Consider the following 26,225-nt stretch of genomic DNA (forward strand, 5'->3'; position numbering starts at 1 on the left):
ATCACTTCATCGCGTCATAGACCGCGAAGCTGTAGGCGCCTTCCGGCTTCTTGGTGATGACCGGATCCGATCCGCCCGACATCAGTGTCGCAACGGTTCGATCATAATCCTTGACATCGAGCTTGCCATCGGCAGCGCCGAGCAATTTGCCGACTTCCAGCATCATCCGCTTCTGGTCCTTTTCGGTTTTGGCACCTGTGGTGTCGCCAGCCAGAATGATCTTCACGGCTTCGTCCGGATGGTTCTTGGCGTAGTCCCAGCCCTTCATCGAGGCCTTGACGAACTTCGCCATCTTGGCCACGAACGCGGGGTCCTTGAGATTCTTCTCGATCACCCAGAGACCGTCTTCCAGCGTGGCGACGCCCTCATCTTCGTACTTGAAGACGACGAGCTGGCTCGGCTTGTAGCCGCCGTCGATCACCTGCCAATATTCGTTGTAGGTCATCGTGGAGACGCAGTCGGCTTGCTTCTGCAGGAGCGGATCGACGTTGAAGCCTTGCTTGATGATCTTGACTCCGGCCGGAGAGCCATCGGTCTTGTAGCCGAGCTTCGACATCCACGACAGGAAGGGATATTCGTTGCCGCCGTACCAAACCCCGACGGTCTTGCCCTTCAGATCGTCCGGCTTCTTGATGCCGGTCTCGGCGCGGCAGGTCAGCTCCAGTCCGGACCTCTTGAAGGTTTGCGAAATATTGACCAGCGGCACGCCCTTCTCGCGCGAGGCGAGCGCGGACGGCATCCAGTCGACCACCACGTCAGCACCGCCGCCGGCAATGACCTGCGGCGGCGCCACATCGGGGCCACCGGGCTTGATGGTGACGTCGAGGCCGGCATCCTTGTAAAAACCCTTATCCTTCGCCACGAAGTAACCGGCGAACTGCGCCTGGGCGACCCATTTGAGCTGGATGGTGACGTTGTCCGCCGCCCGCGCCGCCGTCAACGACAGGCCGAGGGCGATGCCGAGCGCGAATGCCAATGATTTTTTCATGCGATACTCCAGGTCTTGAGAGAACCCGCCGAGTCAGGTTCGATACGATGGATGCCAAAAAGTGGTCACGCGCTCGGCAAGCGCGACAAGTCCGTAGAAAGCCATTCCTGCAACCGCGGCCAGCGCGATTTCCGCCCACACCATGTCGAGCGCCATGCGACCGGCCTCTGTCGAGATCCGAAAGCCTATTCCCTGCGTCGGCGTTCCGAAGAACTCGGCCACGATCGCGCCTATCAGCGCCAAGGTGGCGTTTATCTTCAACGCGTTGAAGACAAACGGCAAGGCGGCCGGCAGATAGAGTTTCCCGAGTGTTTGCCGATAATCGGCGCCATACGACCGCATGAGATCGCGTTCCATGTGGCCGGAGGCAGACAATCCGGCGAGCGTGTTCACCAGCATCGGAAAGAAAGTCACCAGCGCGACCACCGCCGCCTTCGAGGGCCAGTCGAAGCCGAACCACATCACCATGATCGGCGCAATACCGACGAGCGGCAGCGCAGAGAAGAAATTGCCGAGCGGCAGCAGGCCGCGCCCGAGAAAGACGAAGCGCTGCGCGACAATCGCCACCACGAGGCCCGCACCGCAACCGACGGCGTATCCGATCAGAACGCCTCGGATGAAGGTCTGAACAAAATCCGCTCCCAGCGTCGGCAGGGACGCGATGAACCTCGCCGCCGCTGCACTTGGCGCCGGCAAGATCACCGGGGACACGCCGAACCCGCGCACGAACGCTTCCCAGAGATAAAACACCACCGCGCCGAACAGCAGTGGAACCGCAAGGCCGAGAGCGCGGCGTAAAAGCGGGCCGCGCGGACGAATCGAGGCCAGCTCGTTGACGCACAGGGCCGAACCAAGCCAGACCGCGAGCGTCATCGCCCAAAACCCTGATGCCGCCGAGCCGGCAATGCCGCCGTCGCGCAACAACGACAGCGTCGTCACTGCCCCGCAGGCCGCGCCGAACAATCCCGGCAGGATCGAGCCGGATGAGCCCAAGGCGGCAGCCACGGCAAGACACGCCGCGCCGGTCACGGTCAATGCCAGCAGACCCGGTCGCGCCGACAAGGCAGCCACAGGATGGCCCGAAAGCGGCAAGGCGAGCGGCGCGAGCGTGCCCAGAAGACTTAAGGTGAAACCCAATCGGCGCTGGCGCGGGGTCACGGCTGTGCTCCCATCTGCCGCGCGACGACGCGTTGGGTCAGATCCACAAGGGCGATCAAGCCCGAGGCGAGGATCGCAGCGGCCACCAGCGCTGCCCAGATCTGGATGGTCTGCCCGTAATAAGAGCCCGCCAGGAGCCGCGCCCCAATTCCAGCTTCACCCCCCGTCGGCAGTTCGGCAACGATGGCACCGATCAGCGAAATCGTGATTGCGACCTTCAGGCTCGCGAAAAGATAGGGAACGCCGGACGGCCATCGCAACTTCGACAGCACCTGACGGGGCGATGCCGACCACGTCCGCATCAGGTCAAGCTGCATCGGGTCGGGCGAGGTGAAGCCTTTCACCATGCCGATGGTCACCGGAAAGAAGCAGAGATAGGCCGAGATGATCGACTTCGGCAGCAGGCCGTGCAATCCGATCGCGCCGAGCACCACGATGAAGATCGGCGCCAGCGCCAGGATCGGGACCATCTGCGAGCAGATGACCCACGGCAACAGGCTTTTTTCCAGCACCCGGCTGTGCACGATCATCAGTGCCAGGCCGATACCCAAAAGCGCGCCGAGCGCAAAGCCAAGCAATGTCGCCGAGAGCGTGATTCCCGAATGATAGACCAGGCTGCGCGGCGCCGTCGGCGCATAGCCGAACACCGAATCCAGAAACGTTTTGACCACCTGATGCGGCGCCGGCAGCAGCGGCCGCTCCGCGCTCATCGTGCCCTCGATCAGGTCCGATATCGTGTAAGGCGTCTCCTCGCGCTCGAAGCCGTCCCGCACCAGCGAAAGATTCATCAGAACGGCCGCGACGTACCAGATCGCGATCAACGCCAGAACGATCGTGACGATCGGCGCAAAGCGCTCCACCAGCCGGTATTGCCGCCACGAGCCGCGCGGCAGGGAAAAGGCAAGCGCACTACTCGTCATAGGAGTGCCCCGCCCGCAAACCGGCGCGAACGCGTTGCGCGATCTTCAGGAATTCCGGCGTCTCGCGAACTTCCAGGGTGCGGTTGCGCGGAAAATTGCAATCGATGACATCGATGATGCGCCCCGGCCGCGGCGACATCACCACGATCCTGGTGGACAGGAACACCGCTTCCGGAATCGAGTGGGTGACGAACAGAACCGTCTTTCCGGTCTTGTCCCATAGCTGCAACAATTGCTCATTGAGATGGTCGCGGACGATTTCATCCAGCGCGCCGAACGGCTCGTCCATCAAGAGCAGTTCCGGGTCGAAGGACAACGCGCGGGCGATCGACACGCGCTGCTGCATCCCGCCCGACAATTGCCAGGGAAATTTGCGCTCGAAGCCGGTCAGGTTGACCATGGCAAGATAGCGCGCCGCGCGCTGTCGTTGCTCGCTTTCGGAAAAACCCATGATCTCGAGCGGCAGCTTGATGTTCTTTTCGATTGTCCGCCATGGAAACAATGCGGGCGCCTGGAACACGTAGCCGTATCGGCGCGCCAGCCGCGCCTGTTCCGCCTTCATCCCGTTGACGAAAAGCGTTCCGGATGTCGGTTGCTGGAGATCAGCGATCACGCGCAGCATCGTGGTTTTGCCGCAGCCGGAAGGACCGATGAAGGAGACGAATTCGCCCTCCGCCACCTGCAAACTGACATTGGACAATGCGTCGATCTTGCCATCCGCAGTCTCGAAGGTCAGCGAGACGTTGCGAACGTCAACCGCCAGGCGTTTTGTTGAAGAAATCAATTCGGCCCCGGCATCGGCTGTCCTTCTTGTCGCTGCGGGATCGATCGGAGAAAATGCCTCCCGCTCGACCCGACACAGCGTACCGTCGGGATCGTCCAGCTTCAATGCTCCGCCCAGCTGCCGCGCCATGGGCAAATATTGGCAAATCGAGCCGCGACTGGCGCGCTCAATGTTTGCGCAACCGAAGATTTTTTGGTGGGCAAGCATGGCCCTGCGCCTTGCTCAAAATGATAGGAAAGCAAGACCGCGGCTTGCCTGGAGTTCTTGCCTCGACCGCCGTGCCTCGAGAGGCAGTGTCTCACCTTGAAGAAGGCAGCGTCGGCAGTGCCGTCGAGCCCAACCGGACCGATCCCGGAGCCGGGCCGGATGCGTGGGCGGGCGAGCCCGTGCTTAGAGGCGCCGGCCATGACCTGAAGTGGTTAATACACGCGGTTTTTCAGTGAAAACGGGACTTTAATCGACGTTGTATTCGCCCCCGATCGCGCTATAGTTCAGAAAACGGCCGCGGCCGTGAAGCTAATCGTTGGTAGGTGGCCAGGCCCGTCTGATCAGGCGGGCCGTCGCCGTTTAAGGATACACGCAAGGATACTGGCTATAAGGACGAGACGGCTCAAGGATACACGGCGATGACTCGCTCAAACCGGGTTGATCATATCCGGATTACCTCGCACCCCGCGCCAGGGGGCAAGCTCAACTTCCCGATCCACTGGGGCGCGACCAGCGCACGCGAGCGCGGACCGGTGATCGGCACCGTATCCCGCCCCCAGGACCGCAACGTCGTCGGCACCCATGGCGGTTCCTATTCGGTCTACCGGGCACTCGCCGTCTCGTCCGGTGCGCTCGATCCGATCCGGCGTTCGGATCTCACCAACACCCACCCGGCCGCGACCATCGGCCCCTTCCCGCAATGGAGCGACCCGCAACGGATCGTCTCGCTGGACCCGTGGGGGCATCTGGTCGCCGAGAGCTTCGCGACCGAGATCGCCGAAGGAACCGATATCCGCCCGAGCATCGCGATCACGCGCGCCCGCCTCGATCTGCCGGAGCTGAAGGCGGCGATCGAAGCCGGCAGGCTCAAGCATGATGACGAGGTGGTCCACAACAACGGCAGCGTCTCGGTGGTCAAGATCGCGATCGACCCGGTCTGGTATCTGCCGGGCCTGGCGAAGCGGTTCGCCACTACCGAAAACAATTTGCGCCGGCAATTGTTCGAACAGACGGCCGGCATGTTTCCCGAGCTGGTGACTCGGCCCGACCTGCAGGTGTTCCTGCCTCCGATCGGCGGAACGACGGCCTATTTGTTCGGAGACGTCGCCAAACTGCCAGATCACCGCACCAGCATCACGTGCCGGGTCCACGACGAATGCAACGGCTCCGACGTGTTCGGCTCCGACATCTGCACCTGCCGCCCCTATCTGCTTCACGGCATCGAGGAATGCGCGCGCGCAGGCCAAAACGGCGGATTGGGAATCATCGTCTACAATCGCAAGGAAGGCCGCGCCCTCGGCGAGGTCACCAAATTCCTCGTCTACAATGCGCGCAAGCGCCAGGAAGGCGGCGATGCCGCAGCCCAGTATTTCGAACGCACTGAATGCGTGGCCGGCGTTCAGGACGCGCGTTTCCAGCAATTGATGCCGGATGTGATCCACTGGCTCGGGCTCAAGCGCATCGATCGCTTCGTTTCGATGAGCGACATGAAATATGAGGCGCTGACGAGCCAGGGCATCGAGATCGTCGAGCGAGTTCCGATTCCGGACGATCTTGTCCCGACCGACGCGCACGTGGAAATAGCCGCCAAGAAGGCCGCCGGTTATTACAGCGCAGAGCCCGTCGAGCCGCAGGACCTGGTCAATTCGGTCGGCCGCCCGCTTGAAAAATATTGACGAGAGGGCGGCCCTTGTCCCTCGCAAATTCCGAGACCGCGGCTGCTCTCACATTGCTCAATGCCAACGCGGTCCGCGAGCGTGCTCATCGCATGCTGGCGACGGGGCTTGACGACAAGCTTGCAAACTTCCGCATTGATCTTGAGCACATGGACGGCGTGATCGAGCTGGTGCTCGAGACAACGCGCAAAACCTATCCTTCCTTCGAGGTGCCGTTTCATTCGCGCTGGCGGCATTTCGACGTGAACGGCAGCGACCGCTGGTCCGCGATCGCCGAACAGAGACAGTGGCGCGACCGAAAGAGCCGGGCGCGGGCGGAATTCGATCTCGCCATCGTCAGCGTGTTCCTGGATGCCGGCGCTGGTCCGGCATGGCGCTATCACGATTCGGGAACCGGTCTTTCGATCGGCCGTTCCGAGGGATTGGGACTGGCAAGCCTTGCCATGTTTGCAAGCGGCGCATTCTCCGCCGATTCAAGCGATCCCCTGCGGGTCGATGCCGATGTCCTTGCCAATCTCTCGGTGGCCGATCTCAGGCGTGGACTGCAGGTCTCCGAAACCAATCCGCTGGTCGGCCTTGAAGGCCGCGCCGATCTCTTGCGCCGCCTGGGCAGGCTGGTTTCCTCGAAGGGCGACGTCTTCGGCCGCTTCGACCAGCCGCGCCCCGGCGGACTGTTCGATTCCCTGGCGAGTCTTGCGAAAAACGCGCAACTACCCGCGCCAACGATTTTATCCGAATTGCTGCAGCAACTCGGGCCGATCTGGCCGTCGCGGCTGACATTGGGCGGGATCGCGCTCGGCGACTGCTGGAAGCATCCGGCGCTGACGACGAGTGATGCGACCGGCGGCTTGATGCCGCTGCACAAGCTCTCGCAGTGGCTCGCCTATTCGCTGATCGAGCCGCTGCAGGCCGCGGGCCTAACCGTGCGCGACATCGACGGGCTCACGGGCCTTGCGGAATACCGCAACGGCGGGCTCTTCATCGATTCCGGCGTGCTCGCGTTTCGTGATCAAGAGCAAGCAGAGCGCAAGCATGAAGTGGGATCGCCGTTGGTCGTGGAGTGGCGAGCGCTGACGGTGGCCCTGCTCGACCGCGTTGCCGAGGGAATGCGGCAACGGCTTTCCCTGGATGCCGTCTCGCTGCCGCTGGCGAAAGTTCTGCAAGGCGGGACCTGGGCCGCCGGCCGAAGCCTGGCGCGCGAGCGCCGCGCCGATGCATCGCCGCCGGTGAAAGTCATCAGCGACGGCACCGTGTTTTAGAGCATGATCCGAAAAAGCGGGCACCGGTTTTCCCTCGCGACAAACGCGGAGCGCGTTTGCGCGGAGATCATGCTCAAACAAAGACGCGAGATCATGATGCGATTCGACCAAATCGCATCATGATCTAAAAACCCGGAACAGCAATATGGACGGCGTCACGATCGTCAGACACCCCCTGGTCCAGCACAAGCTGACGCTGCTGCGGAGGAAGGACGTCTCCACCAAGTCATTTCGCGAGCTGCTGAAGGAAGTCGGGATGCTCTTGTGTTACGAGATCACCCGCGATCTGCCGCTCACCGACACCGATATCGAAACGCCGCTTGCCCATATGAAGTCGTCGCAGATCGCCGGCAAGAAACTGGTGTTCGCGCCGGTGCTGCGGGCCGGCATGACGTTTGCGGAAGGCATGCTCGATCTCGTGCCGAACGCACGCGTCGCCCATATCGGCCTCTACCGCGAGCCCGAAACCTTCGTGGCGGTGGAATATTTCTTCAAGGCGCCGGGCGATTTGCAGGAGCGACAGGTCATTGTCATTTCCCCCGTTCTGGCAACCGCGAACACGGCCGTGGCGGCCGTGGACCGGCTAAAGGAGCGAGGCGCCAACGACATTCGGCTGGTGTGCCTGATCGGCGCCCCGGAAGGCATCGAGAGAATGCGCGGTATCCACCCTGACGTCCCGATCTGGCTTGCGGCCGTCGACGATCGGCTGGACGAACACGGTTTCATTCTTCCTGGTCTGGGCGATGCCGGCGATCGCGCTTACGGCACCAAATAGGATGGCTTGGCCTATTCAAATGCCGAGCGCGCTCTGGTAGGCAAAAAGCGCCGGTGCGCCGCCCGTATGCAGGAAGATGACGTCTTCGTCCTTGCGCCAACGCCCCTGGCGGATCAGGGCGATCAGGCCAGCGAGCCCCTTGCCCGAGTAGACCGGATCAAGTGGAAGAGCCTCAAGGCGGCCGGCAAGCCGGATCGCCTCGATGGTGGCCTGGTGCGGGACCCCGTAGGCGGGTCCAGCGTGCCCCGCGATCACTTCCACTGCTGCATCGTCAAAGGGAATATCGAGAAGATTAGACGCTTCTTGCGCGAACCCAACGACATCGGCGCGCACGCGCTCGGGCTCGGCGTCGATATCGATCCCAACGATGCGCGTGTCTGGCATTGCTACGGCCGCGCCTACGACGAGGCCGGCCTGCGTGCCGGCGCTTCCGGTGCAATGCACGATCGCGGCTGGCGCGAAACCCAACGCCGCCGCCTGTGCTTCGATTTCGGAAATTGTCGAGGCATAAGCGACCGCGCCGAGAGCGTTCGAGACCCCGTACGGCACAAAGTACGGCCTGTGACCCTTGGCTTCGAGATCGCCGACAAGCGTTCGAATGGCTGCATTGCGGTCACCGGTCCAGGGCACGTCATGAAGATGCGCGCCGAACAGCCGATTGAGAAACGCATTGCCCGAGGTCTTGTATTCCGGCGTCGGCGGCTCCAATCGGCCGTGATAGACGGCAAGATGGCACGCAAGCCCGAGCTTCGCCGCAACCGCCGCAACCTGCCGCTGGCTGTTCGATTGGACGACGCCGCCGGAGACGATCGTATCGGCGCCGGTTGAGACCGCCTCGTGCAGGACGTAGTCGAGCTTGCGCAACTTGTTGCCGCCGAAGCCCAGCCCTGTCGCATCTTCGCGCTTGACCCATAGCCGCGGCCCACCGAGATAAGCCGTCAGTCGCTTCATCGGCTCGAGTGGGGTCGGCAGATTGGCCAGACCCAAACGGGGAAAAATAGCGAGCCTGTCGGATAACGACTTGAGAGATCGCATTCGCATCTCTTCAGGTGCCGACGCGAAGCGGCGCGAACTGCTTGCGAAGCAACGCGATCACCGAAAGCGCGGTGATGCGCCCGGTCTTTGGATTCTCCGACGGAATGTTCTCGATCGACATCGAAAATCGCGCCGAGTCGGATTCCACTTCCACCCGATGCACATTGCGCGTCAACGCAGGATCGGCCCAGACTTCCAGTCGCGTTCGGTCAGGACCGATGCCGGCCAGCGACAGCGCCACCGCGACATTCAGATTGGCGGGAAATCCCTTTGCCGCCTCCCGCGCCGTGCCGTCGAATATCTTCAGCGGTTCCTTGATGCTCTCGATGTCGATGTTGTTCTCGACCAGATAAGGCGCGCCCGCAAGGCCCCGAACCGGCTTGCGGGTCACCATCCGCACCGAATGAATTTCTCCGACCGCCGCCGCGGTCACTGCGTCCAGCCCGATCAGCGCGCCGGTCGGCACCACGATCTGTCCCCCGTTCTGTTTCGCAAGTTCGATCAGATCATCGTTTTCGAGCAGCGCTCCGGCACTGAGCACGATCGCGGTTTTTGCTTGTGAGACGAAAGGCGCGACGATCGATCTGACGAGCTTGGCGGGCGCGCATTCGATCACGATATCGGCGACGCCGGACAATTGCTCGATCGGAAGCACGGCGGGCGGCGTTTTCAGCCCAGCCAGCCAGTTGTGATGCTTTGCCGGGTTTTGCGCGGAGACGGCGGCAAGAACGAGCCCGTCCATTCCCGCATCGAGCGCCTCGGCCGCGCCCTTGCCGATCGGCCCCAAGCCGGCGATCGCGACCCGGAGTTTGTGTTCGGAAGTTCTCGACAAGTTTGCCATTGGTTGGCTTCTCTTTTTTTCGTTTCCACGCGCCCCGCGAGGAGCGCATCTCGTCATCATAGCCGCGCCGGTTCCGGGTGAAAGCCCTCGTCGCCAGCTAAACTTCTGCCTTCAGTTCGGGCGCGTAATCGCCTGAAAAATAAGCTTTTGTCGGCCGCAAAAATCGGATTTGCTTGCCTCAAGGGAAACGCGGTTTTCAGGCCAGGGAGCGACCCATGAACGGACTCGGTGGACTCAACAAATCGCCCGAAGGCGTGGTGATCGGTCTGGTGCAGCTGCAATTGCCCGCTGTCGTGACCAAGGCCGATCTCGCCCGCCAGACCGAACGTATCGTCTATATGGTGGGCAAGGCTCGCCGCAATCTTTCCACCATGGACCTCGTCGTCTTCCCGGAATACTCGCTCCACGGGCTGTCGATGGACACCAATCCCGCGATCATGTGCCGGCTCGACGGACCGGAAGTCGCCGCATTCAAGAAAGCCTGCATCGACAACCGGATCTGGGGCTGCTTTTCGATCATGGAGTACAATCCCGACGGCAATCCCTACAATTCGGGACTGATCATCGACGATCACGGCGAGATCAAGCTTTATTACCGGAAACTCCACCCCTGGATTCCGGTCGAGCCGTGGGAGCCCGGCGATCTCGGCATTCCCGTGATCGACGGTCCCAACGGTGCCAGGCTCGCCCTGATCATCTGCCACGACGGCATGTTCCCGGAAATGGCTCGGGAATGCGCCTACAAGGGCGCCGAAATCATGATCCGGACCGCCGGCTATACCGCGCCGATCCGCGAGAGCTGGCGCTTCACCAACCAGGCCAACGCCTTCCAGAACCTGATGGTGACCGCCAACGTCTGCATGTGCGGCTCCGACGGCTCGTTCGACTCGATGGGTGAAGGCATGATCGTGAACTTTGACGGCACTATCCTCGCCCATGGCACGACCGGGCGGCCCGACGAGATCATCACCTCGGAGGTGCGGCCCGATCTGGTGCGCGAAGCGCGGATCAACTGGGGCGTCGAGAACAATATCTATCAGCTCTGGCACCGTGGTTACGTCGCGGTGAAGGGCGGCGCGATGGATTGCCCCTATACTTTCATGCAGGACATGGTTGGGGGAACCTACCGCTTGCCATGGGAGGACCAGGTCAAGATCACCGACGGCACCTCGTGCGGTTTCGCTGCGCCAACCCGCGTATTCGGCGCAAGGACCGACAAGGCGGCGGAGTAAGCGTCGCGCGCAACGAATATGCGTGCGCCGCCGAAGCGGCGTCGCCAAGGTTTTCGTCGAACTCTCGATGAGCACCTTGTCAATGTGCTGATGGTGCCGGCAGGCGTCCGAAAATACTCTCAAACGCCATCCCGATCGCAAGCAGCCGTCGATCGCTCCCCGAGGGACCGTCGAGTTCGAGTCCGACCGGCAGTTTCGACCTGGCACCGAGCGCGACCGGGACCTGGATGCCCGGGACGCCGGCATTGCTTCCGGGGTCGGTGTTCTGGATGAACAACGTGAAATTGGCGAGGCTGCTCGACTCCGGATTTGCCGGGATCGCGACCTTCGGCACGGTCGGAAATGCGATCGCATCCAGGCGGTCCTTGGTGAACGTATCGCGGTAAAGCGCCTGCAGTGCCGGACGCGCGGTCTTCATGGCCGCATCGTAGGCAGGCTTGCCATCGACGACGCTGTTGTCGGGCCCCGGCAGCTTGCGCGGAATCACCAACCCGTCGTAGGTGCCCTTCACATCGGGACTGGCGATCTGCTTCGCGAGCTCCTCGATGGTGATACCGGTGCCGGTCCTTTTCAGATACGCGACCATATCGTCATAGGCTTCGTAAAGCGCGACCGGAAAGCCGACCTGACCATTGAGGTCGGCAAGTTTCGGCATGTCCACATCGACCACCGTCACGCCAGCCTTTCGGAGCTTGTCCAGCGCAGCGCGGAACGCGACGTCGGTATCGTCATCCAGATTGGCAAGCATGGCGGCGACGACGCCGATACGCACCTCCTTGGGATTTGCCGGCGCGATCGGCCCGCCGCCAGCAATGACGCGATCGAGCACAGCGACGTCGGCGATAGTGGCGGCCATTGGGCCTGCGGTATCGCGCGTGTGCGAGATCGGCGCGATGCCTTCGCCCGGATAGCGGCCAACGGTCGGGCGCAGCGACGCGCAGCCATTCAGCGCGCAGGGGATCCTGACCGATCCGCCGGTGTCGCTGCCCAGCCCCGCCGTAACGATACGCGTCCCGATCGCGGCGGCCGTTCCCGACGATGAGCCCCCGGCAATTCTGGTCGAATCATAGGCACTGCGGACCCCGGGCTCCGGACCGGACTTGAACGCCGCGTTGTATCCGGAAATGCCGAACGCCAGCTCGTGCATGTTGGTCTTGCCGATGATGACGGCGCCTGCGTCCCGCAACCTTGCCGCGACCGGTGCATCCTTGCGCGGGATGAAGTTTTTGAGCGCCGGGGTGCCGGCGGTCGACGGCAGGCCTGCCACTTCAATATTGTCCTTGATCACGACGGGAACGCCGCCAAGAGGTTTGCACGCAGACCTTCTGGTGTGGGCGGCATCGAACGCCGAGGCCGCTTTCATCGCCCCCGCCTCATCCAGCGTAATGAACGCGTTCAGATTCCCCGTTGCCTTGGCGCGTGCCAGCGCGGCCGAAGTCAGCGCCTTGCTCGTGATCTTGCCCGCGCAGAGTTCGGCCGCCGCCTGTCGCAAAGTCAAGCCGTCGAGATCGATGCCTTGTTCGGCCCCTGCTCGATGCGCTCCGCCGACAACGGCGAGAGCGGCAATTGCGGCCGTGATGACGAATGCGCGGTGACGTTGCCTCTCCATGATTATTCTCCTTTCTGGTCCGCTAGAGCGCGATGGCTTCAGGTTCAATCGCCATCGCGCTTTAGTTTGTCGTTTGGCACATGATCTTTTCGGAAAATCGTTGCACACTTTTCCGGATCATGCGCTATCTTGGCAAATCATACAGCGCCGGCGTCCTCGCGCCTGCCCTCTTTTCTCAGGAAGGCGTTCGGAAACGCGACTTCGAGCCCCGGCCGCGCCGTCATTTTGCATAAAGGTTGCGATGCAACAACCACAGCGCGGGCCTTGTGCCGCTGCCTCGGCGGACCGATCTTCACTATCATTGTGGCAGCGCTTGCAACTGCGGTGATCGCGTGGGTTTCACCCGCCGCGGTACAGCAGTCTGGAGATGGCCCCAAGCGACGGCTTGCGCGGCGCGGAGAAATCTCCGAACCTGGGGCTAGACCGGAAGCCGCCGGCCGAGGCTCGAGGCGTCGCTGGTGACCTCACTCTGACCTGGCCGGATGTGCACTTTGTGCTGCAGTTGGCAGGCGAAATCGGTCTACGCGTCCAAACAGAGATCCGGGAACAAATGCGGCAGATTCCGTTGGGAGCAAGAGGAACATCGGCGTTGCGGGTGCAACCCGAACATCTTGCGAACCGATTCAAGGACGCCATCCTGCCGCAAGTGCTTGCGACGCCGGTAATGATTCTGATCATGGAGAATGCGGCGCTGAATGCCATCAGACCGTTTTTGGACGCGGGTGAAAGCGCGGTCGGCACTGCCGTAGATGTAAAGCACTTCGCTGCCACGCCTGCAGGCCACGAGGTGCGGGCAACCGCTGAGGTAATCAAGGTCGAAGGAAAACGGGTTGACTTCAAGGTGTCGGCAAGCGACGGCGATGAGGAGATCGGCAGCGGAACGCACCAGCGGATTGTGATCGATCTTCGTTCCTTCAATGAGCGCCTTGCCAAAAAGAGCAGGCAGTAACGTAACTGTCGGCAAGGCGGCAGAGTGAGCGTGTCGACGATTTGGCGCGACTCGGGCAAAACACTTGGTGGTGTGGTGAAGCCTACATTGGCAGGCGGCTTCGGTTTACTGTCGCTTGAGCGCATACTGCAGGCCTTATGGTCAGGCCATGAAGCAATACAGCGTGGCGGTAATCCTTCCTTGTCGTAATGAAGAGGCGGCCGTTAGCGCTACGGTAGCAGCATTTCGTGCGGCTTTGCCTGACGCTGTCATTTATGTCTTCGACAACAATTCGACTGATAGCACTGCGAATGTAGCTCGCGCTGCTGGCGCGATAGTTCGAACAGAACTGGCGCCAGGAAAGGGCAACGTCGTCCGTCGGATGTTTGCCGACATTGATGCTGATGTCTATGTGATGGCCGACGGCGACGCCACTTATGACGCCTCGGCTGCTCCGACGATGATACTGAAGTTGATCGAATGCCGGCTGGACATGGTGGTTGGTGTGCGAAGTTCGGTCGCTAATGCCGCGTACAGGTCAGGCCATCGACTCGGCAATGCGATCCTTACTGGAATCTTGTCGCGTATCTTCGGTCGCTCGTTCAGCGATGTCCTGTCCGGTTATCGCGTATTCTCGCGCCGGTTCGTCAAAAGCTTCCCAGCTCTCTCGGAAGGTTTTGAGATAGAGACGGAGATCAGCATTCATGCTTTGGAGTTGCACATGCCGGTGGCCGAGGTCGTGACTGCTTACAAAGCACGGCCGGAAGGTTCGACGTCCAAGCTCTCTACTTTCCGCGACGGCTGGCGCATCCTATTCACCATCCTGACGCTGTTTCGAATTGAAGAGCCGATGCTTTTTTTCGGTGTCATTGGCGCGTTGCTCGCATTCGTTTCGATCGTGATCGCAGTGCCTCTTGCGGTCACATATGCTCAGACCGGCTTGGTGCCGCGTTTGCCCACCGCGGTCCTTTCGACAGGGCTCATGATACTCGCCTTCCTCAGCTTCTTCAGCGGAATGATTCTCGACACCGTCGTGCGTGGTCGCCGCGAGTTACGGCGGCTTGCATATTTGGCCCTGCGCCCGCCGGAATAATCGATGTCACCCCCAATTTTGTTTCAAGCGGAATCCCGTGAGGGCTTTTTTCTTCTATACGGATGTACGCTGGCATTTTCTGCGCACGAGAGCTCGTGAGTGCTGTGATTAGCCTCTCCGCAGGCTTGCGATCGTCTCGGTCAGCTCGGCGGCGAAAAGGGACAGCATGAGGCCTACCGTCGGCACTGCCGGAACCAGATATCGCGAGACGTCGAGGGTGTGTGCGGCGGCGGCGGTCACGATCGAAGCCACCCACATCACGATCACAATGCCTGCGCGCGTCAAGAACCGAGAGCGACGACGCCGCACGGCGATCACCGTCCAAAAAATGACGGCGATAACGAAGGCGGTGGACAATGCTTCGAACAGATGGGGGGAGACCCCTGGGAGATCGGACAACAGGCCGATCCGAACCGGTCTGCCTTGCAGGTCGATCGGCTGAGTTGCCCGGCCGTGCCGCGTCATGATCTCGGACACGAGCGGCACGTCGTCGGTCGACACCGGTATGGTGGGGTCGAGTCCGTAGGACGGCCATGCGACCGAGGCCCCATAGGCCATCTGACGGACGAACTTGCCTGCGTAGGCCAGCGGCCGGTCACGCACGGCGGTCAGGAAAATGCGCCAATAGGCTGCGGCCGCGCCGACAGCATTCCCTGTATCGTCGGCGACGTCTCGATCCAGTGCGGCGTCGAAGAGACACGCGTCGCCGAAGAACCCGAGCACGGGCCAGCGACCCGGCTCCGCGGCGAAGTCGACGGCGAGCCGAGCCATCGTGGCATCGGCGGGGCCGCCGGCCGCCGACACTATCTCGCGTCGCGCCGCATCGCTTGCAAGTACGATGTTCAGGTGATTGCAGAACAGTGTCTTGGGGAGGAACACAATGGATGCCCGGTCGGAGTCGGAAGCCCCGAACCGGGATCCAGCGGCGAGGAGGGCCAGCGCCGCCGCGACGGACAGGGCGATTACGGCAAGGCGCGTGGGCGTGTCTGGCCGGGCGACGCAGGCACCGACCAGGACGGCGGCGATCGGGACCAGCATACCCTGCGATCTGAGGCACGCCGCGAGTGCTGCACACAGGACAGCGCCTGCGACCGCGCAGCACCGCGCCGTTCTGCCGACGCAGGTGGCAACGAGCAATCCAGCCATTGCCAGATTGAGGAACACCGCAAAGAGAAGGTCTGCGGTGAGGACGTGCCGGAACAGCAGCAGGCCCGGATACATAGCGACAAGGATGATCGGCACGAGCCCAGCGGCATTGCGTGTCGCCGTCTGGGCGGTTGCTGCAAGTGCCAGGATCAGGACGGCCCACGCCGCCTGCTGCAACCGCACCACCGTACTGAGGTCACCTCCGAAGGCGAACGTCACGGCCAGGAGCGCCGGGTAACCCGGATCGCGCCCACCAGCCACGGTTGGCCTTCCGGTCTCGAGCGTAAGAAGCGCAGATTCCACGAAGGGCGGCGTGTCGCCCCAGATAACCGGGACAGCCGGCCTGAACGACACGACGACCGCCACCAGCAGCGCGGCCCACGCCAGCACGGCCCATGGCCCCGGCGACCCGGCGCCGCCCAGAGAGGCGGCTCCGCCCGTTGTACGCGCTGGAGCATCGCGGTCGGACCGCACGATCGCCGTCCACCCGGGAGTTGGAATGCTGTCCCAGCTTCATGTTAGACCAAAACGCTCTACGGGACCATCGGAGAGCACCGCGTGCTGCCGTTGCGCGCACGCGAAAATGACACGTAGGCCATTTCTGGACTCGTGTGGCGCAGCGGTCGGCGTGAGCTTCCGCCTTGGCATGGGTCTCCCGACGTGTCACCCTGCGTGGGCAAATAATGCGGGAGGAACCTGTTGTACCGTCCTGGTGTAATTCTTTGTTCGGTCTGGATGGCTTTTCTGAGTGCGACGTCGGCTGTCGCCGCCGATTCCGAGCGATGCCAGGAGCTGGGCCGCAAGTTTCAAACCGCGAAACCGCAGATCAGTGCAATCGAAGTGTCCTCGGCTTTATTCTCGGCCGCCGACGGGAATTGTATCGTCTTGGCAACCGAACTGCTGGATTATGGCGCATCGGTCGACGCGCGCGACCGATTTGGTGCTAGACCCCTTAGCCATGCCGCAAGGTTTGGCCATCTTACGATGGTCGACCTTTTGCATGCGCGAGACGCTCCGATCAATGCGCGCAATTTGGCCGGCGCCACGGCCCTGTATTTTGCTGCCGAAGGAGGCCATGTCTTGGTGGCGCAGCGACTCATCGAGCTCGGTGCTGACGTCAGCCTGACGGGACGGAGTGGGATTTCTCCGGTTGCCGCTGCCGCCTATGCCGGTAGCGATGTGATCGTCGAAGCGTTGATCAAACATGGAGCCGACGAGCGAGTAGCCGACGATACGGGCAAGCCGCCGATCGTTTATGCGGCGGCACGCGCCAAGCTGAATATCGTGAAACGGTTGTTGGGCCGGCATATCGACGTCAACGCCCGTTACCAACATGATCTCACCCTGCTGATGTGGGCATCGGGCGCGGATGAAAAGGTCCCGGAAGCAGACGCCATCGAGGTTGTCAAATTTCTTGTGGACGCTGGAGCGCGGATCGATGACCGGGATGCCCGCGGCCGCACCGCTCTCATGATCGCCGCCGAAGGCGGCCGTGCAGAGATCGTCGCTCTGTTACTTGCGCGAGGAGCTGATCCTTCTCTCAGGGACCAGGCCGGCAAACGTGCGGCAGATCTCACCTCTCTGTCGTCGCTACGTGAACGGCTGGCGGCGCCCTGAATGAGGCTCTCGCCGAGCATTCGGCCTCGATCTATAGCGTTTTTCGAGCGAAGTGGATACCGGTTCGCGTGAAGAAAACGCGTCAAAACAAAAGATTAGAGCCTCGGTTCTGATTCAATCAGAACCGAAAAGGCTCTAGCCCGATTTACAGACCGGCCAGGTACTCCGACAGTGCCGCAAGGTCGTCGGGAGGCGTGGCGAGCATCAGATCCGTCATGCCGGGGTTGTTGCCGCGGGCGCGGGTGCGGAAGTCGGCAATTGTTTTGGTCAGGTATTCGCGACTCTGTCCAGCCAGTCTTGGTACTGTGCCATCGCCCTGAAAATGATCGAGATGGCAGCCCGTACAACCCACCGAGTGTTCGGCGCCGGCAGCTCGTTCCGAAACGTCCTTCGGCGCCCGCGGTTGGCCCAGGTCGGGCCATGGCTTCTTTGAAAAATATTCGGCAATCGAGAGCATATCCTCCTTCTCGAAGGATGCAGCGATCGGCTGCATGGTCTCGTTCTTGCGGTCGCCACGCTTGAAATCGCGGAGCTGGATGTAAATGTACCCGGTTTGCTGTCCCCAGATGATGGGAATTGTCTTGTCGATCGGTTTGCCGTCGTGGCCATGGCAGCCAGCGCAGGCCTCAACCTTTTCAGCGATGCTTTGCGCAATTGCGGGTCTAGGGCCTGCGCTCAACAATGCCGCGAGAATTAGCCCGCAAGAAATCAACCGACCCAATTTGCTACCCACGGGTTCATTCCGCGAACGCTCAACAGAAGCGGGGCCGCAACTGGCCCCGCGCTCGTAATCACCACGAAACCCGCTTGTTCACTCGAGCGTGAAAGCGATGATGTTGTTGCCGCGCTTGAAGTTGACCTGGACGTTACCGCCCGCGCCAACCACGATATATTGCTTGCCGCCCACCGTGTAGCTTGAGGGCGGCGCATTGACGCCGGCACCAGCGCGGAAGCTCCACAGTTCCTTGCCGTCGGACGAGTTGTAGGCTGCGAATTTGCCGTTGCCTTCACCTGTGAAAACAAGACCGCCTGCGGTGGCAAGAATGCCACCGATCATTGGTTCAGGCGTCTTCACCTGCCACTTGATCTTGCCGGTGTTGTAGTTGACGGCGGTGATGTTACCCGACTGCTTTTCGCCAGGGATTGCCGTGAAAGCGCCGCCAAGCCACAACTTGCCGTTCGGGTAAGGCGAGCTTTCGACCCGGTAGTGCATGGGCTGATGAAGGTTGATGGCGTAGGCAAGCTCCTGTCCCGGGTCGGTGGCAATCGGCGACCATTCGACGCCGCCATTCGCTCCTGGAAGCATGCGGGCTCCTTCCTTGGTCGGCAGAACCCACATATTCTCCTGCGCTACCATCGCCTCCGAGAACCGGATCAAGCTGCAGTCCTTCCGGTCGTGAACATAGATGTGGCCGGTCTTGCCGGCATGGATCACGCCAGGAATGACCTTGCCGTTCTTGTCCTTGACATCCACCAGCACCGGCGGGCTCACGGCGTCGAGATCCCAGACGTCGTGGGCGATGTACTGTAAGTGGCAGAGGTATTTGCCGGTATCGAGATCAAGTGACACCAGCGAGTCCGTGTACAGATTATCGCCGGGACGCGGCGAACCATCAAGGTCAGGAGATGGATTGCCGACCACGAAATAGATCCGGTTGGTTGCCAGATCGACTGCGGGATTTTGCCAGACGCCGCCACCGAGCTTCTTGTAAGGGTCACCGATCTTGGCAAGCTGGTCCTTTTCGGCCTGAATGTCACGGTGCATGTCGCGTCCGGTCGCGTCCTTGGTTGCCCAGACGCCGACCGAATTCTCGGGGATCGTATCGAAATTCCAGACCAGCTTACCCGTCTTGGCGTCGTAGGCCCTTACGAAGCCGCGGATGCCGTATTCACCGCCATTCGTTCCGATCAGGACCTTGTCCTTGATGACGGTCGGAGCCATCGTCTCGCTATAGCCGAGCTCAGGATCGGCAACGTCAGTTTTCCAGACGACATCGCCAGTCTTTGCATTTAGCGCCACCAGTTTGCCGTCGAGCGTAGCGAGATAAACCATATCACCAAGCACCTGGACGCCGCGATTATTGGGACCGCAGCAGTAAGTCGTCACCGGCCCCATCTTATGGCTATAGTGCCAGAGCTGTTCGCCCGTTTTGGCGTCGAGTGCGTGGACGTGGCTGAACGACGTTGTCACAAACATCACCCCGTCGACCACGATAGGCGAGGTTTCCAATGATTCCTTGACGTCGGTCTGGAAAATCCATGCGACGTGGAGGTTCTTTACGTTGTCACGGTTGATTTGCTTTGCGGGGTAAAAGCGCGTCTGGGCATAATTGCCGTTGGTCAGAAGAAAATTGGTTGTGTTCTTGTCGGCTGCATTGAGTTGCGATTGAGTGACTGGAGAAATCTTCGCCTCACGCGAGGGTGACCAAGGATCCTGTTTGACTTCCTGCGCATTGCCTGGCGCCGTGAGTAAGTAAACAACGCCGAATAACGCGGCGCAGGTAGCGTAATGTCTATTCATGGTCTCCGCCCCATACTTTTTAATTAACCGGCACGTGTGCACGCCGGTGCGGGTGAAATTTGATCCCTCCGCGCATGTTTGACAAGGAGAAAGCTGCAGCCCATAGGTCTTTCGGGCGGTCGTACCCGCCGCTGTTCGCGGCTGCGAGATCAGCATGCGATTTCGTCTGTCCGCCTACGCAACCGTCGCTCGATGACTTCCCCTGGCGGACGATCCGGCGATTTAGGGAATGCTTTAAGCTTCTTCATCCTACCTTTGCGCAATGCCTGCGACTGCGCTTCGTCGGCGACTTCGTCTCCAACCCCCCCTGCGCAGCGATGGACGGCAAGCATTGACCGGCAATGTTGGAGACGGTGGTCGTTGCTGACGCTTCCCAAAACTCCAATTCGGGCCATGCTCGGCCAGACCGCAAAAGCTGCGCAATAATCGTCGCCATCGCGCGAACTCATACCTCGAGATTGATTGATGTGACTTTACTATGCCCGCAATGTCCCGTTAGCGACCAAACTCCGATCGCTGCAAAAATGACGCGATGGGCCATTGGCGGACATCCCGTATTGGCGGCCATATTTGTATCCGTGCTGCTCCGCTCTATGGCTGCGGCCGAATTGCGTGCAGGAGCATCGCAATAGCGACGATCGCAATGACGTAACCGAGCAAGTGGTTAAGGCGACCGAACGGACCGTGAGGAAGTTATGTCATGTCCGAAGGAATGCGATCGTGCGGGCCACTCTGGTGGCCAAGTGTCAGCGGAGCCCACAATGTACGAGATCCGTTTGAGGCCGTTTTCTGTACGGTGAAAAAGATGTACAACAAACAGGCGTCTATCAAAATGGTGACCGCCATGACGCTGTAGGCCCACGGGTTTTCCATCAAGTCCAGCTCGATCAACACCCGGGAGAGGCCGAATCCGACGACCCATGCATCAAAGCTCATGCATATCCGACGAAACGTCTCGGCATCCAGCCGTCGGATCAGATAGGCCCCAAGCGGTACGCCAACCACAACACTGGGAACAAGCACCAAAAAGATGCTCTCGCTTTCGGCTATAAACAGGCCAAGCTGGTAATACACGACCGCGGTCACGCTCGACTCAGCCACGCGAACCAATGCGAGACCGGCCCGAAACTCGTTTTTGACCAAGCCCTGATTGTTGAACAAAATCGCTAAAGGAGGTCCTGAGATGGTCGTTACCGAATACAGGACGCCCAGCCCCGTTCCAAATGGGAGACCGATCAACCAGCTGAAACGGACCGGCCTCCGCCAACCGGCTGCCTGGAGCAGGATGAGCGGTAGAATTGCCGCGTAGGTCCCTAGTTTGATCCAACCAGGTGGAAGCGAAGCAAGAACAAAGGCTCCGACTGCGATGCCGGGCAGCAGCCCGATGAGAATAGGAAACACCTTTTTCCATACGGCCGGAACGCCATTCCGATTGATGAAGAGAACGTATAAGTTAAGGAAGACTTCAGTCAGAACGACGGCGGGATTCAGGATGCGATTTGCATAGAACAGGAGCGCGAGCGGCACGGTGAGCGACGAAAACCCATAGCCAAGAGCACCATTTACAAAGGCCGCAAACAAAGCGATCCCGGCAAGAACAATCAAAGCGGCATCAATGGAAGGCATCTTTCGACTCGCGGCGCTGCAGGTTGCAGGAAATCTTGCCTGCTGCGCTCAGCGATCATTTTTGCATTTGCGCGTGGCCTCAATACCGCCACGGCACAAGTCATTTTGTCGCGCGATCAAACCGCGCGCGACGAAACGTAGCATTGGTCGCAAAGGCACGTCCTTTCGACATAGTGATATCTTGTCAGTGCTGGGCGCGCTTCGGACAGAGGCCAGCGCATGCTTGAGCTTTGGAACAACTGGTACGAGGGCCTTTCGGAGGCGCTTGCCATCGTCATCGTTTTTGTCGTGGTAGGTGCTGGCGTTATTACGCTGGCGCAAGGTCGCGATTGAGGTCGGTCATGGCTGCACCAGTGACCCATTACGTCAAGAGCGACGATGTTCATATCGCCTATCAGGTTATAGGCGATGGACCGTTGGATTTGCTGTTCGTCCCGGGTTTCGTGTCACACATCGAGGCGACCTGGCAGTCACCGGTACGCAGCTCGTTCTTCCGTCGCCTGGCATCGTTCTCCCGCCTTATCCTCTTCGACAAGCGTGGAACCGGAATGTCAGACCGGGGATCGCAGATTTTCACGCTTGAGCAGCGTATGCACGACGTGCGTGCGATTCTGGACGAAGTCGGTTCAGAGCGGGCGGCTTTGTTTGGCGTATCCGAGGGCGGGCCGATGTCCTTGCTTTACGCTGCCACCTATCCCGAACGCACATCGGCGCTGATCTTATACGGCTCATATGCCAAGCGCAGTTGGGCGCCCGACTACCCCCTGGGCTGGGACGACGAGCAATGGCGGCGCTTCCTCGAAAACATCGAACGCAATTGGGGCACACCACAAGGAATTAGTATCGAAATGTGGGCACCGAGCCTTGCCCGCGATCCGAGTTCCGCCGAACGCCTCGCTTCCTATTTTCGCACAGCGGCAAGCCCCGGAGCAGCCGCCGCGATCATGAAGATGAACAGAGAAATCGATGTACGACACGTCCTGCCCGCGATCCGCGCTCCGACGCTCATTTTGCACCGCGTCGGAGATCGGGTTCTCGACGTCGAGCACGCGCGCAGAATGGCTCAAGGCATCCCGGGGGCCCAGCTGATCGAGCTACCTGGCACGGATCATACATTTTGGGTGAATGACGGCGGTCTGCTGCTGGACCATGTCGAGCAGTTCTTGACGGGCAAGCGCCATGCGCAAGACCGGGAGCGGGTTCTCGCTACGGTTCTCTTTGCGGACATTGTGGGATCCACCGAGCGAGCTGTAGCGATTGGCGATCGTTCATGGCGCGAATTGCTCGCGGCATTCCGCGCAAAAGTTCGGGACACGTTGCGGAACTTAAATGGGCGCGAGATCAATACCGCGGGCGATGGTTTCCTTGCAGCCTTCGATGGCCCGGCGCGAGCGATCCGCTGCGCAGGTGCGATCCGCGAAGCAGCGCGCTCGCTCGGCCTCGAAGTCCGCTGCGGACTGCACACCGGGGAATGCGAGCTGGTCGGTGAAGACCTGGCTGGTATCGCAGTGCACATCGGCGCGCGCGTCACCGCACTGGCCGCGCCCGGTGAAGTGCTCGTCTCGCAGACCGTTCGAGACCTGGTGGCCGGTTCAGGATTAACGTTCACAGAGCGCGGCGTGCACACCTTGAAAGGTGTGCCGAGCGAATGGCGCCTGTTTCAGGCAATTGTGGATTGATGCCCGACTTTGGCCCACAATCACGGGCGATCATCCGCGCCCGGCTATCACTGCTACCCGGAGGACGGAACTGATTTCTCTTCGCACGCCGCTGGCGCTTCTTCTGACATCCCTCGCTGCGATCGCCGCGGCGTGGTGGTGGCTGGCCATACCGATCAAATTAACGCGCGCGCCGATCGATCCGAACGCCAAGCTCCAGTGTGTATCCTACGCCCCCTTCCGCGACCACCAGACATCACTTTCGCCGGCGACGCAGGTGTCGCGGGAACAAATCGCGGAAGATCTCGCCCAGCTTGCCAAAATATCCGACTGCATCCGTACCTATGCGGTCGATCTCGGTCTCGATCAGATTCCCGAACTTGCGGCCGGGGTGGGGCTGAAGGTCATTCAGGGAATTTGGCTCGGTAGGGATCGGCAGAAGAATTTGACGCAGATATCGACGGGCATACGCCTCGCCAGGGAATATCCGCAAACCATCACCGCGCTCGTGGTCGGCAACGAGGTTCTGTTGCATGGAGATATGACAGCTTCCGACCTTGCCGCCACGATCCGCTCGGTCAAGGCGCAGGTCGACGTTCCCGTCACCTATGCCGATGTCTGGGAGTACTGGTTGCGCAACCGCGAACTTTATGACGCGGTCGATTTCATCACCGTTCATATCCTGCCATTTTGGGAAAATTTTCCGGTCCGGGCGAAATTTGCCGCCGCTCACGTCGACGCCATTCGCCAGCAGATGGCGGCGGCATTTCCGGGCAAGGAAATCCTGATCGGGGAAACAGGATGGCCGAGCGAGGGACGGATGCGCGACGCAGCGTTAGCGTCACGCACCAATCAGGCGCGCGTGGTCTCGGAGATCCTCGATCTTGCCCGGCGCGAGAATTTCCGCGTCAACCTGTTCGAGGCCTATGATGAATCGTGGAAGCAACAGCTCGAGGGCACGGTCGGCGGATATTGGGGGCTATTCGATTCCGTCCGGCGCACGCTGAAATATCCACATGGCGTCCCTATCAGCAATTTTCCGCTCTGGAAGCTGCAGATGGGCAGCGGAATGGTTCTGGCGATCCTGATATTTGGCACGGCGTGGCTGACCTTGCGCCGCAAGCCCTGGCAGCCCCGGCCCGTCGCGTGGTTTGCAGTCGGAATATCGGCAACCACTGCTGGAATCCTGTTCGGGGTGGCTGCCCAAAAGATGTTCTATGAAAGTTATGGAGCGGGAGGCTGGCTCCTGTGGGGCGCGTTGCTCCTCGCCGCGACCGCTGCTCCAATCGTTGGCGCCAACGCCCTGATGTCAGGGCGCGCGCTGCCGACATTTCTGGAACTGCTGGGTCCGAAGAACTATCAGACCCAATCGATGCCGGCGATCATGCACGGACTGACTTTGATGGTAACCATCGTGATCGGCACCGAGACCGCGCTCGGCCTTGTGTTCGACCCCCGCGACAAGGATTTTCCCTATGCTGCGCTGACCATGGCGGCGGTGCCTTTTGCGGCTCTGACGTTGCTCAATCGCCCGAAGAAAGGAATCCGCCCGATGGCGGAATCGTTATTTGCCGGCGTGCTTTTGGTGGCGGCGATCTATACGGGGTTTAACGAAGGGCCGGCCAACTGGCAGTCGCTGTGGACTTGCGCTGCCTATATGCTGCTTGCGGTTACGCTGTGGCAGGCGCGTGCTTGACATCAGTGTGAGTTCGAACTCCAGCTAGTTGCCGGCCGGTGAAGCTCTGGACGCGGACGCGTGAACGACGTTCGCCCGCGCTTGATGCCCCGGAGCGGCTGCGCAAGGGTCGCGATCGCTCCCGTCGGATTGTTGGCATCGAGACGGACGAGGTCGGGTTGCGGCCCATCAGATGAAGATCGGTCGGGCAAAATCGTCACGGCAACCCCGGCATTGGCGAGCCGCGTCGTGATTTCACCGAATCGGCTGGGTGCCAGCAGCGACATCTGGGTCACATGGCCGACCGCAACCCGCCCGCCGCTGGCGCCGCTTAAGATACGCCGCAAGATATGGACCACACCGGGTCAGGCGATAAGGCCGCTTGAGGTGCGGTTAGGCCCATTGCAGACGCGCGAGGATCGCGCGACCCATAACCCAATCCTTGTCGCTCTCCGACAGGAAGCTCAGTTCTTCGGTGAAATGGGTGACGCGCTCGCGGTAGCTGGCCTTGGCGAACGAGTTCGTTATGTCGGTACCCCAACAGCAACGCTCAGGACCGTAGGCTTCGAACAAGCGCTGCAAGTGCACCGTCATGTCGCGGAACGGATAGGGTTCGAGCGAGTTGCCGGGCGCACCCGACAATTTGACGCTCACGTTCGGATATTTGGCGAGCGCAACGGCCTGGTCAATCGCCGCCGGGATCGCGGTGATCCTTGCGGTTCGGCTCGAAGAGTTCATACCCATGTGGTCAATGATGAGCGTGAGCTGGGGATGGCGCTCCGCGATGCGGGCAAACGTCGATAGCTGTCCCGGCACAAGAAACATGACGGGGACTCCCGCCTTCTCGGCCGCCGGCCAGAACCAGTCGGCCGTCCCGTCCGTCAGCCAAGCCATCGTGGCATCACTGAGCAAGCTGACGCGGACGCCGAGCATTCCGGGCTGCTCCTTCCATTTCGGCAGTAGCGTGGCGGATTGCGGATTCTGTAACGCGATGCGACCCATGACGGCGAAGCGATCGGGATAACGCCTTGCCGCCTCGAGACCGTAATCGTTGCGGTCGCCCAGCCATGATGGCGGCACGATGACGACCCGATCCACACCGGCCTGATCCATCAGCGGAACCAGCTTCTCGATCGTAAACGGCTCGGGCATCTGCGGCTTCGCGCCGGGGACCCATTTCCAATCCTCCGATTCCGCCTTCCACAGATGCACCTGGGCATCGACGATGATGCGCTTGGCCGATTGGGCAGTCGCCTTGTGCGATGCCAGCGCCAAACCAGCGGCGAGCGGCGAGGTAATGATTTGCCGGCGGGACAACATGAATCTACCTTTCAAATGAACTCTGCCATTTGTAGACTGAAGTGTGTGCGTGCGGACCAAAGAGTGTCACGCCATGTGTGAAACAGGTCCGGCAGCGATGTCTTTGCTCTCCCGACGATGTCCCTCGTTGGACTAGCGCCCCTCACCCGATTTGCTG

22 protein-coding genes are annotated in these 26,225 nt (G+C 60.9%); 9 read left to right on the plus strand and 13 right to left on the minus strand.

The features are described 5' to 3' along the window. Window position 1 precedes the first annotated feature (1 nt). From VNX23_RS28480 to VNX23_RS28495, 4 genes are read right to left on the minus strand one after another with little or no spacing between them, the layout of a single operon-like run. Window positions 2-988: an ABC transporter substrate-binding protein gene (locus tag VNX23_RS28480; RefSeq protein ID WP_325634909.1), complete on the minus strand. Its 987-nt coding sequence runs from the start codon at window positions 986-988 to the stop codon at window positions 2-4. Between the two features lie 33 nt (window positions 989-1,021). Continuing rightward, window positions 1,022-2,125: an ABC transporter permease gene (locus VNX23_RS28485; protein WP_414643102.1), complete on the minus strand. Its 1,104-nt coding sequence runs from the start codon at window positions 2,123-2,125 to the stop codon at window positions 1,022-1,024. Window positions 2,126-2,142: 17 nt separating this feature from the next. Continuing rightward, window positions 2,143-3,066, minus strand: a complete 924-nt coding sequence (locus tag VNX23_RS28490) for an ABC transporter permease (RefSeq protein WP_325634911.1) — start codon at window positions 3,064-3,066, stop codon at window positions 2,143-2,145. Further along, complete coding sequence (locus VNX23_RS28495; protein ID WP_414643103.1) at window positions 3,056-3,847, minus strand: ABC transporter ATP-binding protein; 792 nt, start codon at window positions 3,845-3,847, stop codon at window positions 3,056-3,058. The genes VNX23_RS28490 and VNX23_RS28495 overlap by 11 nt, the downstream gene beginning before the upstream one ends. A 629-nt stretch (window positions 3,848-4,476) precedes the next feature. Between VNX23_RS28495 and VNX23_RS28500 the strand changes: the two genes are divergently transcribed. The 3 genes from VNX23_RS28500 (at window position 4,477) to upp (ending at window position 7,767) form a co-directional block, all read left to right on the plus strand. After that, window positions 4,477-5,733 (plus strand): GTP cyclohydrolase II, encoded by a 1,257-nt coding sequence (locus VNX23_RS28500; RefSeq protein WP_325634913.1) that lies wholly within the window; start codon window positions 4,477-4,479, stop codon window positions 5,731-5,733. Between the two features lie 14 nt (window positions 5,734-5,747). Beyond that, window positions 5,748-6,992, plus strand: coding sequence for a URC4/urg3 family protein (locus VNX23_RS28505; protein WP_325634914.1), 1,245 nt, complete (start codon window positions 5,748-5,750; stop codon window positions 6,990-6,992). Window positions 6,993-7,137: 145 nt separating this feature from the next. After that, window positions 7,138-7,767, plus strand: a complete 630-nt coding sequence (gene upp, locus VNX23_RS28510) for a uracil phosphoribosyltransferase (RefSeq protein ID WP_325634915.1) — start codon at window positions 7,138-7,140, stop codon at window positions 7,765-7,767. 15 nt (window positions 7,768-7,782) lie between these two features. On the opposite strand, the gene VNX23_RS28515 is transcribed toward upp, so the two are convergent. Beyond that, the gene (locus tag VNX23_RS28515; protein ID WP_325634916.1) at window positions 7,783-8,802 is read right to left on the minus strand and encodes a D-cysteine desulfhydrase family protein; all 1,020 of its coding nucleotides are present in this window, start codon (window positions 8,800-8,802) and stop codon (window positions 7,783-7,785) included. A 10-nt stretch (window positions 8,803-8,812) separates the two neighbouring features. After that, window positions 8,813-9,643 carry an aspartate dehydrogenase gene (locus VNX23_RS28520; RefSeq protein WP_325634917.1) on the minus strand — a complete coding sequence of 277 codons (831 nt, stop codon included), beginning with the start codon at window positions 9,641-9,643 and terminating at the stop codon, window positions 8,813-8,815. Window positions 9,644-9,858: 215 nt separating this feature from the next. Here VNX23_RS28520 and VNX23_RS28525 point away from each other — a divergent pair, with 215 nt between their 5' ends. Further along, a complete protein-coding gene (locus tag VNX23_RS28525) occupies window positions 9,859-10,875 on the plus strand; it encodes a formamidase (RefSeq protein WP_325634918.1) in 1,017 nt (338 codons plus the stop codon). Between the two features lie 79 nt (window positions 10,876-10,954). Here VNX23_RS28525 and iaaH read toward each other — a convergent pair whose 3' ends face one another. Beyond that, window positions 10,955-12,388, minus strand: coding sequence for an indoleacetamide hydrolase (iaaH, locus tag VNX23_RS28530; RefSeq protein ID WP_325634957.1), 1,434 nt, complete (start codon window positions 12,386-12,388; stop codon window positions 10,955-10,957). A gap of 463 nt (window positions 12,389-12,851) precedes the next feature. Between iaaH and VNX23_RS28535 the strand changes: the two genes are divergently transcribed. Beyond that, window positions 12,852-13,433, plus strand: a complete 582-nt coding sequence (locus VNX23_RS28535) for a thioesterase family protein (protein WP_325634919.1) — start codon at window positions 12,852-12,854, stop codon at window positions 13,431-13,433. Between the two features lie 148 nt (window positions 13,434-13,581). After that, window positions 13,582-14,505: a glycosyltransferase family 2 protein gene (locus VNX23_RS28540; protein ID WP_325634920.1), complete on the plus strand. Its 924-nt coding sequence runs from the start codon at window positions 13,582-13,584 to the stop codon at window positions 14,503-14,505. Between the two features lie 108 nt (window positions 14,506-14,613). Here the strand turns inward: VNX23_RS28540 and VNX23_RS28545 are convergent, their stop codons facing one another. Then, a complete protein-coding gene (locus VNX23_RS28545; RefSeq protein ID WP_325634921.1) occupies window positions 14,614-16,005 on the minus strand; it encodes a hypothetical protein in 1,392 nt (463 codons plus the stop codon). A 345-nt stretch (window positions 16,006-16,350) separates the two neighbouring features. Here VNX23_RS28545 and VNX23_RS28550 point away from each other — a divergent pair, with 345 nt between their 5' ends. Next, window positions 16,351-17,268, plus strand: a complete 918-nt coding sequence (locus tag VNX23_RS28550; protein WP_325634922.1) for an ankyrin repeat domain-containing protein — start codon at window positions 16,351-16,353, stop codon at window positions 17,266-17,268. Window positions 17,269-17,413: 145 nt separating this feature from the next. Here VNX23_RS28550 and VNX23_RS28555 read toward each other — a convergent pair whose 3' ends face one another. The 3 genes from VNX23_RS28555 to VNX23_RS28565 all read right to left on the minus strand — a co-directional run bounded on the left by VNX23_RS28555 (window position 17,414) and on the right by VNX23_RS28565 (window position 21,415). Then, on the minus strand, window positions 17,414-18,001 hold the full coding sequence (locus tag VNX23_RS28555; RefSeq protein ID WP_325634923.1) for a cytochrome c4: 588 nt from the start codon (window positions 17,999-18,001) through the stop codon (window positions 17,414-17,416). A 78-nt stretch (window positions 18,002-18,079) separates the two neighbouring features. Beyond that, a complete protein-coding gene (locus VNX23_RS28560; protein ID WP_325634924.1) occupies window positions 18,080-19,789 on the minus strand; it encodes a pyrroloquinoline quinone-dependent dehydrogenase in 1,710 nt (569 codons plus the stop codon). 693 nt (window positions 19,790-20,482) lie between these two features. Further along, entirely contained in the window at window positions 20,483-21,415 is a 933-nt protein-coding gene (locus tag VNX23_RS28565; protein WP_325634925.1) for a sulfite exporter TauE/SafE family protein, read from the minus strand. A 341-nt stretch (window positions 21,416-21,756) separates the two neighbouring features. Here VNX23_RS28565 and VNX23_RS28570 point away from each other — a divergent pair, with 341 nt between their 5' ends. After that, a complete protein-coding gene (locus VNX23_RS28570; RefSeq protein ID WP_325634926.1) occupies window positions 21,757-23,094 on the plus strand; it encodes an adenylate/guanylate cyclase domain-containing protein in 1,338 nt (445 codons plus the stop codon). Window positions 23,095-23,164: 70 nt separating this feature from the next. Further along, window positions 23,165-24,769 (plus strand): glycosyl hydrolase family 17 protein, encoded by a 1,605-nt coding sequence (locus tag VNX23_RS28575; protein WP_325634958.1) that lies wholly within the window; start codon window positions 23,165-23,167, stop codon window positions 24,767-24,769. Window positions 24,770-24,771: 2 nt separating this feature from the next. Here the strand turns inward: VNX23_RS28575 and VNX23_RS28580 are convergent, their stop codons facing one another. Both VNX23_RS28580 and VNX23_RS28585 read right to left on the minus strand, forming a co-directional pair. Further along, window positions 24,772-25,095: a hypothetical protein gene (locus tag VNX23_RS28580; RefSeq protein ID WP_325634927.1), complete on the minus strand. Its 324-nt coding sequence runs from the start codon at window positions 25,093-25,095 to the stop codon at window positions 24,772-24,774. Between the two features lie 46 nt (window positions 25,096-25,141). Beyond that, complete coding sequence (locus VNX23_RS28585; protein WP_325634928.1) at window positions 25,142-26,068, minus strand: amidohydrolase family protein; 927 nt, start codon at window positions 26,066-26,068, stop codon at window positions 25,142-25,144. Between the last annotated feature and the right edge of the window lie 157 nt (window positions 26,069-26,225).

It is taken from the genome of Bradyrhizobium sp., from assembly GCF_035570375.1.
GTDB lineage: Bacteria > Pseudomonadota > Alphaproteobacteria > Rhizobiales > Xanthobacteraceae > Bradyrhizobium.